Genomic DNA, 8,670 nt, shown 5'->3' with positions numbered 1-8,670 from the left:
GGCACAACGACAAGACCGGCCAGCCCACCGCCCGATCCCTCACCGCCTACGACCATTGATCGTAAGCAGCCGCCTTGGAATCAACCATCTAGACGAGAAATACGAGATCACCGAGGTCAGGGAGTTTCACCTGGACGCGGTGGTCTCGGAGTATCGGCTGCACCGGGTGCATCGGGACCGGCTTGAGCTGGAGTTGCCGATCCTGGTCGCGGTTCCGCTCGTTGAGCTGGTCGCGCCGTGATGGGCCCTGCTGGAGCCCCACCCGGGCTCCAGCAGGGGCGAAGCACTTACGGCCAGTTGGCGGAGGGGCGGAGGGGGATGCCGGAGCGGCCGTCCTTGTCGAGCTTCACGCCCAGCACCTGGTGCAGCTGGACCTTGTTGCGTTCGAAGCCCACGATGCAGCCGGCCATGTACAGGGCCCACACCCGGGCCGTGCCCATGCCGACTTCCTGGACGGCGTCTTCCCAGTTGGCGTCGAGGTTGTCGCACCAGGCGCGCAGCGTCTTGGCGTAGTGCTCGCGCAGGTTCTCCTCGTGGCGGATCTCGAAGCCGAGGTCCTCCATCTGCCTGACCAGGTAGCCCACCGACTCCAGCTCACCGTCGGGGAAGACGTAGCGGTTGATGAAACCGCCCTTGTTGAACGTCTTCTCCTTGCCCGTGGGCCGGGTGATGCAGTGGTTCAGGATGCGACCGCCGGGGCGGAGCTTGCCGTACAGGAAAGAGAAGTAGGCCGGCACGTTGGCGGCGCCGATGTGCTCGGTGAGGCCGATGCTGCTGACTGCGTCGAAGTCGCCTTCGGGGACGTCGCGGTAGTCCATGAAGCGGACTTCCGCCAGGTCCTCCAGGCCTGCCTCCTTGATGGCGGCCTGGGCCCATTCGGCCTGCTGTTTCGACAGGGTGACGCCGAGCGCCTTGACGCCGTAGTTCTTGGCGGCGTGCATGACCATGCCGCCCCAGCCGCAGCCGACGTCGAGCAGGCGCATGCCGGGCTTCAGGTCGAGCTTCTTGGCCACCAGGTCGAACTTGGCGAACTGGGCCTCTTCCAGCGTGGATTCCTGGGTGGGGTAGACGGCGCACGTGTACGCCATCGACGGGCCCAGGACCCACTCGTAGAAGCGGTTGGAGACGTCGTAATGGTGGTGGATGGCTTCGGCGTCACGCTGTTTGGCGTGCCGGGAGCCGAGCTTGGCCAGGGTGCTCTGCCGCATCTCCTGCGGAGGCGGCGGAACACGCATCATCAACGGCTTCATGCCCAAAGAGCGGACGGCGTCCACTTTTTCGGCGAGAGTCAGGTCGTTGGTGGTGATGTTCCACATGCGGTCGAGCAACGTGTAGATGTCACCGTGCACGTCGATGTGCCCCGAGACATAGGCACGCGCCAGACCGAGCTCCCCCGGAGCTTGAGCCAGGTACGCCACCGCGATGGGCGACTTCACCTCGATGGTGACGTCCGACCCGTCCGGCCCGGCCTTGCTGCCGTCATAAGCCAGGAACGAGATGTTCGACTTGGAACCGACGATTTTTTCAAAGATGGTTGCGAGCGCCATCACTTACCTTCCCCGCACACACTTGTCGTACAGGTCAAGCAGGCGACCGTTCGGATCGTATTCCCGCTTGACCGGCCAGTAAGCATCGCCGTTGTACAGCTGCCAGAACTGCTCACGGGCATAGAAACTGGTTGAATATAGCGACTTGTGCCCGTCCAGCTCGTGCACAGAGTTCTCGATGAGCCGGTTGTAGTACCCGTCGAACTGCCCCCGAGGCAACGGGACCAGACCCCAGAACCCGAAATTGACATACAGCTTGCCCTGCTCCAGCGGGTAGAGCGGCCAGTCGCTCGACGACTTGAGCGGGCACATCCAGACCGGCGTCATGCCGACCTTCTCGTGGAAGAACCTGAGGAAGTCCGCGCCCCGCTCGACCGGCGTCTCCACGTCCTGGATCACCGACTCCTGCACCGGCTGGTCACGCCACCGGTCGACGCGGGCGGTGAAACCGTACTTGCGATCGAGGGCGACGAGCCTGCGGTAGACGTCGGAGCGCATGTAGCGGCGCGGCATGAGCGAGCGGACGACCGGCTGCTGCACGCCGAACGCGCGCGAGCACCAGAACCAGTCGGTGTCCCAGCGCCACAGGTAGTCGCGCACGGTCAGCCAGTCGCGGTTGCGCTTGCGGATGGACTGGTAGTAGATGCGCATCCCCGTGTAGTCCGAGACGTAGGGGGCGCGCTCGGCGAAGCGGCCGAGCGTGATGTACATCTCGTCGGGGTCGAAGAACACCCCGTCGATGAAGTCGACCTGCTCGCCGTCGTGCACCATCGTGTCGCAGATCTCCTGCATGGCCAGCATGCACTTGTCCGCGTCGGTGAACTTCACGTGCGTGAGATGCACGTACGGCTGGACCGCCTTGAGCTTGATCCGGATGCGCAGGGCGTAGCCGAGCGTGCCGTAGGAGTTCGGGAAGGCGCGGAAGAGGTCGCGGTGCTCGTTGTCGTCGCGGGCGATGACGATGCGCCCGTCGCCGGTGAGGATCTCGAGCTCCTCGACCGACTCGTGCGGCAGACCGTCCTTGAAGCTGGTCGACTCGATGCCCAGACCCGTCACCGCTCCCCCGAGCGTGATCGTCTTGAGCTGCGGCACGACGTACGGCATGAGCCCGTGCGGAAGGGTGGCGTCCACGAGGTTCTCGTAGGTCGTCATCCCCTGGACTTCAGCCGTCATCGTGACCGGATCCACGCTGATGACCTCGTCGAGGTCACGTGCGGAGAGCTTGGCCGTCTTGCCGTTGTCGCGGAACCTGAACAGGTTCGACGTGGCCTTGGCCAGGCGGGGCGCGGCGTCCCCGGGAATCTCGGCGTACGACTGCCGGATGTGCTCTACGGCCCTCTGGTGTGTCGACATGTCTGTCGTCACGGAACACCCCCTGGAGCTGGTAGAGATCGTCCGTAAGACCGTATCTCCCTCCAAACACATAGAACAGACCGGGGTCTGTTAAAGACACGAAAACTGTTCACAGTGCCAGGTAGAGGCCCTACGCCGCGGGCGAATCGCCAAACTTCCTGGTGACAATCGCCTCGGCCCTGTTGACAACGTTGACTAGTGGCCGCCCGTCTACCGCCGCCTCAAGGTTGTCCATGACGGCCTTGATCAGGCGTCCCGTCGCCTGGCCCGTGACGCCCGCGATGTGCGGCGACAGCAGGACGCGGTCGAGCCCGAGCAGCGGGTCGTCGGCGGGCAGCGGCTCGGTGGGGAAGACGTCGAGCGCCGCGCCGCCCAGGTGGCCGCCGAGCGCCTCGACCAGCGCCGCCTGATCGACGACCTCGCCACGCGCCGCGTTGACGAGCAGCGCGCCCTGCTTCATCCGCCGGGGATCGATGAGCCCGCGCGTCTGCTCCGACAGCGCGATGACCACCACGAGCACGTCGGACTCGGCGACGACCGTCTCCAGCGGCGTGTAGGCGGGGTCCTCGCGGGGGGTGCGGGTCCAGTAGGACACCTGGCAGCCGAACGCGCGGAACAACCGGCCGCACTCCGCGCCGATCGGGCCGTGGCCGACGATCCCGACCTTCGACCCGGACAGCTCGCTCGGCTGCAGCTCCTGCTGGGGCCAGCGGCCCGCGCGTACCGCGGCGTCGGCTTCGCGCAGCTTCCTGCGTACGGCCAGCGCCGCCGACACGCACCACTCCGCGACCGCCACGGCGCTGACCCCGGCGGTGTTGGCCAGCGGCACCCCGGCGGCGGCCAGGGCCGTCAGGTCGTGCCCGTCCACGCCGACCGACGGCTGCTGCACGAACGCGAGCCGGGACGCGGCCGCGACCGCCTCGGCGTCGAGCGCGAGCTCGGCCGACCAGTCGCCGAGCACGATCTCGGCCTCCGGCAGGGCGTCGAGCATGGCGGCCCGGTCCCGGCGGGCGGGGACGCTCAGCCGTACCCGATCGCCGAGAGGTTTGATCAGGCCCCGCAGCAGTTCCTCGGGCAGCGGCGGCAGCGCCAGCAGGTTCCAGGGCGTCATGCGCCCACTGTAAAGCTGTTGATCACCTTGCGCATGAGTTCCCGGTGCCGCTGCCACCCCGCCTCGGTGAAGGTCCAGGACAGGACGTAGGCGGTCTCGCCGACCGTGACCGCGCGCCTGATCTCGCGGTAGCGCTGCCCGGCCCGCGCCCAGGCGCTCTCGCCGGGGCCGCCCGCGGCCCGCCAGGTGAACTCCCACTCGACCGCGGCCGCCCCGCGATGCCTGACGACCTTGCGGCCGACCGTGGTGAACTCCTGGCCGGTCTCCTTGAACATCTCTTCGGCGTCGCGCAGGAGCTGGTGCGGGTCGGTCTCGGAGTAGACGGGCTCGACGGCCAGGTGTCCGCGCTGGTCGGGCCTGGTCCAGGTGGTGGAGCCGTCGCCGCGGGCGCCTCGCCAGCCGGCCGGGCGGGAGATCGACCAGCCGTCGGGCGAGGTCCAGACCCGCATCGGCGGCCTGGTCCTGGTCGGGGTGGGGGTCGGCGTCGGTGACAGCGTGGGGCTCGGGGTCGGCGTGGAGACGCTCGGTATCGGGCTGCTGGCCGCGCGCTGCGCGAGGCGCGGGGTGGGTCCGGGGTCGGCCGACAGGATCGAGTACGCGCTCACGCCCCCGCCGATCACCAGGACGACCGCCGCCACGGCCGCGACGAGCAGCTTGCGGCTGCCCACCTTCTCCTCCGACTCCACGGTACGGCCGGCCGCCAGCCCGGCCAGCAGCCGTTCGGCCTCCTCCGGCCCCAGCCGCTCGTGCGGCTCCTTGCGCAGCAGCCCGCGCAGCACGGGATGCATGGCGGGCGGGATGCGCCGGTAGTCGGGCTCCTCGTTGAGCAGCGCGGTGAGCGTGGCCATGGGCTCGCCCCGCTCGAACGGCGAGCGCCCGGTCAGCGCCGCGAACAGGGTGGCGCCCAGCGACCACAGGTCGGAGGCCGGCCCGGCCTCGGCCGCGCGCACCCGCTCGGGCGCGAGGAAGCTGGGCGAGCCGGTGACCATGCCGGTGCTGGTCAGCGAGGAGTCGCCTTCGGCGGTGGCGATGCCGAAGTCGGTGAGCACGGCCCTGCCGTCGTCGTCGAGCAAGATGTTGCTCGGTTTGACGTCGCGGTGCAGGATGCCCAGTTCGTGCGCGGCGCGCAGCGCGGAGAGCACCTGCCTGCCCACCTCGGCGGCCTGCGGGATGGGCAGCGCGCCGGTGGTGGCCACGATCTCCTCGATGGAGCGTGCCCTGAGCATCTCCATGATGATCCAGGGGCGGCCGTCCTCCTCGACGACGTCGTAGATCGCGACGACCGACGGGTGGTTGAGCCGGGCGGCCGTGCGCGCCTCACGGGCGGTACGCAAAAGCTGCCGCTCCCGGTCGGCGGGTGGGACCCCGTCGGGCAGCAGCACCTCCTTGATCGCGATCTGCCTGTTGAGGAGCGTGTCGCGACCTTCCCAGACCACGCCCATGCCGCCGCGCCCCAGCTCGCGCAGTAACTGGTACCGCCGAGCGACGAGCTGTTCCGAAACCATGTCCAACCTCCACAACAGTGGGCAAGTTTCCCATAAGTGGGAGTGCGGAAGAGTGTGATCACATGAGCCGGGCATGGTTGCGGCCTGCTACCGAATGTTGTTCTACTGGGGTGGGCGCCGTGCCGGAACAGAGTCGAGGAGATGTCCATGCGTGAAGGTCCGCTGGCCGGAGTGCGGGTGCTGGAGCTGGCGGGGCTCGCGCCGGGGCCGTTCGCCGGGATGATGCTCGCCGACCACGGCGCCGAGGTTCTGCGCGTCGACCGCGTCAAAGCGGTCACCGACCGGCCGCGCACGGACGTGATGGACCGTGGCAAACAGACCGTCGGCCTCGATCTGAAGTCGCCCGAGGGCGTGCGCGCGTTCAAGGAACTGGCGCGGAACGCGGACGTGGTCATCGAGGTGTTCCGCCCCGGTGTCGCGGAACGCCTCGGCATCGGCCCCGCCGACCTGCACGAGATCAACCCGAGGCTCGTCTACGGCCGCATGACCGGCTGGGGCCAGGACGGCCCGCTGGCCCCGACCGCCGGGCACGACATCGACTACATCGCGGTCTCCGGCATCCTGTCGATGCTCGGCCGCGCCGGTGACAAGCCGACGCCGCCGATCAACATACTCGGCGACTTCGCCGGTGGCGGGCTGATGCTGGCGTACGGCGTGCTGCTGGCCCTTTTCGAGCGCGAACGGACCGGCAAGGGCCGGGTGATCGACGCCGCGATGGTGGACGGCGCCTCGATCCTGTTCGCGATGTTCCACCACGGCGTGCAGTCCGGCTTCTGGGGCCCGCGCGGCACCAACCTGCTCGACACCGGCGCCCCCATGTACGACACCTACGAGACCGCCGACGGCCAGTTCATGGCGGTCGGCTCGCTGGAGCCGCAGTTCTGGGACGAGATGGTCCGCCTGATGGAGCTGAGCGACCTGCCCGACCGCGGCGACAAACAGCAGTGGCCCGCGCTCAAGGCCCGGCTCGCCGAGGCCTTCCTGTCGAAGACCAGGGCCGAGTGGGAGGCCGTCTTCGACGGTTCCGACGCCTGCGTCTCCCCCGTGCTGACCATGGGCGAGGCCGTCGACCACCCGCACAACGTGGCCAGGGAGAGCTTCGTCCATGTGGGCGACTACCGGCAGCCGGTGCCGGCGCCGCGCCTGCTCGGCGCCCCGGCGCCCGATCTGTCCCCGGCCACCCGGCTGACCGACCTCGCGGCGTGGGGACTCGACGCCGCCGAAGCCGACAAACTACGCGAAGCAGGGGTGCTGGCCTGATGGACGTCTTCGAGGCCCTCTACACGACGCGGGCGATGCGCCGCGTAAAGCCCGACCCCGTCCCGATGGAGGTGCAGCGCTCGATCCTGGACGCCGCCATCCGCGCCCCCACCGGCGGCAACGCCCAGAACTGGCGCTTCCTACTGGTCGACGACCCCGCGCTCAGGGCCGAGCTCGCCCCGCTCTACCAGGACGGCCTGCGCCGCCTGTACGAGACGCACTACAAGGACGCGCTCGACCGGGCCGACGACCAGGCCACCCGCGTCTTCACCTCCGCCCAGTACCTGGCCGACCACTTCGACGCGTACCCGCTGCTGCTGTTCGCGTTCGTCCAGCACGACCCGAGCGGCGGCTCCATCTTCCCCGCCGTCTGGAACGCCCAGCTCGCCGCCCGCGCCCACGGCGTCGGCACCGCGCTGACCACCATCCTCGGCATGTTCCACCCGAAGGAGACCCTGCGGCTGCTCGGCGTTCCCGAAGGCGAGGGTTGGCGCCTGGCCTGCACGGTGACCTTCGGCTACCCGACCGGCCGCTGGGGCGTGGCGCCCCGCCGTCCCGTCCACGAGGTCGGCTACCGCAACCGCTGGGGCGACCCGGTCGGCTTCACCGTGGACGAGCCCCTCTGGAACCCGTCGGCATGAGCACCCCGCGCGCGGGCATCGACCTGCTCGACGGCGACCTGTACGCCGGCGACCCCCTGCCGCTCTACGCCTGGCTGCGCGAGCACTCCCCCGCCCACTACGACGCCGCCAACGACCTGTGGGGCATCTCCCGCCATGCCGACATCTGCGCCATCGAACGCGACGCCAGGCTCTGGACCAGCACCGGCGGCTACCGTCCCCAGCTGCCCTCCGACCCGTCCATGATCGGCATGGACGACCCCGAGCACGCCGAGCGCCGCCGCCTCGTCTACCGCCGCTTCACCCCGCGTCACGTGCACGAACGCTACGCCGACCGGGTCAGGGCCGTGGTCACGGAACAGATCGACCAGGCCCTGTCGGAAGGCACCGTGGACGCGGTGCCCGCCCTGGCCGCCCCGCTGCCCGCCCGCATGATCGGTTGGCTGCTCGGCTTCCCCGACGCGGACTGGCCCAAGCTCAAACACTGGTCGGAGACCACGATCGCGGCCGGCGGCGGCCTGCGCTACGTCACCCACGAGGCCGCCGTCGCCGCCGGCGAGTTCGGCCTCGCCGTCCTCGACCTGGCCGCCGAGCGCCGCACCTGCCCCCGGGACGACCTCCTGTCGGTGTGGTCGGCCCGCCCCGACTACGACGACGAACACCTCGCCAACGAGGCTCTCCTCCTGCTCGACGGTGGTGCCGAGACCACCCGCACCGTGATCGCCACCGCCCTGGACGCCCTCATCCGCCACCCCGCCCAGTGGCGCCACCTGCGCGAGAACCCCTCCCAGATCGACACCGCCGTCGAGGAGTTCATCCGCTGGACCACGCCGATTCTCAACATGTGCCGCACCGCCACCCGCGACACCACCCTCCACGGCCAGACCATCGAAAAGGGCCGGCAGGTCCTACTCATGTACGGCTCCGCCAACCGCGACCCGGCGGTCTTCGACGACCCCGACACCTTCGACATCACCCGCAAACCCGGCGGCCACATCGCCTTCGGCCTCGGCACCCACTTCTGCCTGGGGGCGGCGTTGGCGCGGCTGGAGCTCAAGATCTTCTTCGAGGAGTGGGTGGCGCGGGTGGACTCGGCGGCCTGGGCTGACGCCGAGGGTCCCCGCCTGATGCGCAACTCCTTCGTCCGGGGCGTCACGTCCTTCCCCATAACCCTCCACCCCCGCAAGCCCTAACACCCTCCGGGTGGGACGCCACGCGCTCCCCAGGCCCCGCGGCCACCCTCCAAGTGCCGCGCCTTGGTTCTCCCGCGAGGC

General features: G+C 69.4%; 8 protein-coding genes. 4 read left to right on the top strand and 4 right to left on the bottom strand.

Going from position 1 to position 8,670, the window contains the following annotated elements; genetic code table 11:
* On the top strand, nucleotides 1-241 hold a 241-nt coding region (locus HNR40_RS46480), incomplete at its 5' end, for a hypothetical protein (RefSeq protein ID WP_221341650.1).
* Between the two features lie 46 nt (nucleotides 242-287).
* Here HNR40_RS46480 and HNR40_RS46475 read toward each other — a convergent pair.
* From HNR40_RS46475 to HNR40_RS46460, 4 genes are all read right to left on the bottom strand, one after another.
* Nucleotides 288-1,547 carry an SAM-dependent methyltransferase gene (locus HNR40_RS46475; RefSeq protein WP_184973412.1) on the bottom strand — a complete coding sequence of 420 codons (1,260 nt, stop codon included), beginning with the start codon at nucleotides 1,545-1,547 and terminating at the stop codon, nucleotides 288-290.
* 3 nt (nucleotides 1,548-1,550) lie between these two features.
* The gene (locus HNR40_RS46470) at nucleotides 1,551-2,900 is read right to left on the bottom strand and encodes an FAD-binding oxidoreductase (protein WP_184973411.1); all 1,350 of its coding nucleotides are present in this window, start codon (nucleotides 2,898-2,900) and stop codon (nucleotides 1,551-1,553) included.
* 130 nt (nucleotides 2,901-3,030) lie between these two features.
* The gene (locus tag HNR40_RS46465) at nucleotides 3,031-4,011 is read right to left on the bottom strand and encodes an NAD(P)-dependent oxidoreductase (RefSeq protein WP_184973410.1); all 981 of its coding nucleotides are present in this window, start codon (nucleotides 4,009-4,011) and stop codon (nucleotides 3,031-3,033) included.
* Nucleotides 4,008-5,516, bottom strand: a complete 1,509-nt coding sequence (locus tag HNR40_RS46460) for a serine/threonine-protein kinase (protein WP_184973409.1) — start codon at nucleotides 5,514-5,516, stop codon at nucleotides 4,008-4,010. Before HNR40_RS46460 ends, HNR40_RS46465 begins: the two co-directional genes overlap by 4 nt.
* Nucleotides 5,517-5,663: 147 nt before the next feature.
* Between HNR40_RS46460 and HNR40_RS46455 the strand changes: the two genes are divergently transcribed.
* From HNR40_RS46455 to HNR40_RS56870, 3 genes are read left to right on the top strand one after another with little or no spacing between them, the layout of a single operon-like run.
* Entirely contained in the window at nucleotides 5,664-6,776 is a 1,113-nt protein-coding gene (locus HNR40_RS46455; protein WP_184973408.1) for a CaiB/BaiF CoA transferase family protein, read from the top strand.
* Nucleotides 6,776-7,417, top strand: coding sequence for a nitroreductase family protein (locus HNR40_RS46450; RefSeq protein ID WP_184973407.1), 642 nt, complete (start codon nucleotides 6,776-6,778; stop codon nucleotides 7,415-7,417). Before HNR40_RS46455 ends, HNR40_RS46450 begins: the two co-directional genes overlap by 1 nt.
* Nucleotides 7,414-8,589, top strand: a complete 1,176-nt coding sequence (locus HNR40_RS56870) for a cytochrome P450 (protein ID WP_184973406.1) — start codon at nucleotides 7,414-7,416, stop codon at nucleotides 8,587-8,589. The genes HNR40_RS46450 and HNR40_RS56870 overlap by 4 nt, the downstream gene beginning before the upstream one ends.
* The last annotated feature ends 81 nt before the right edge of the window (nucleotides 8,590-8,670 follow it).

Origin of the sequence: Nonomuraea endophytica, assembly GCF_014203235.1 — a bacterium.
Classification (GTDB): domain Bacteria; phylum Actinomycetota; class Actinomycetes; order Streptosporangiales; family Streptosporangiaceae; genus Nonomuraea; species Nonomuraea endophytica.
This window is presented reverse-complemented; position numbering and strand designations above follow the sequence as displayed.

Coding starts and splice junctions, on each gene's coding strand:
- HNR40_RS46460 (WP_184973409.1), bottom strand. CDS start 5,516: ATGGTTTCGGAACAGCTCGTCGCTCGGCGGTACCAGTTACTGCGCGAG.
- HNR40_RS46450 (WP_184973407.1), top strand. CDS start 6,776: ATGGACGTCTTCGAGGCCCTCTACACGACGCGGGCGATGCGCCGCGTA.
- HNR40_RS46470 (WP_184973411.1), bottom strand. CDS start 2,900: ATGTCGACACACCAGAGGGCCGTAGAGCACATCCGGCAGTCGTACGCC.
- HNR40_RS46475 (WP_184973412.1), bottom strand. CDS start 1,547: ATGGCGCTCGCAACCATCTTTGAAAAAATCGTCGGTTCCAAGTCGAAC.
- HNR40_RS56870 (WP_184973406.1), top strand. CDS start 7,414: ATGAGCACCCCGCGCGCGGGCATCGACCTGCTCGACGGCGACCTGTAC.
- HNR40_RS46465 (WP_184973410.1), bottom strand. CDS start 4,011: ATGACGCCCTGGAACCTGCTGGCGCTGCCGCCGCTGCCCGAGGAACTG.
- HNR40_RS46455 (WP_184973408.1), top strand. CDS start 5,664: ATGCGTGAAGGTCCGCTGGCCGGAGTGCGGGTGCTGGAGCTGGCGGGG.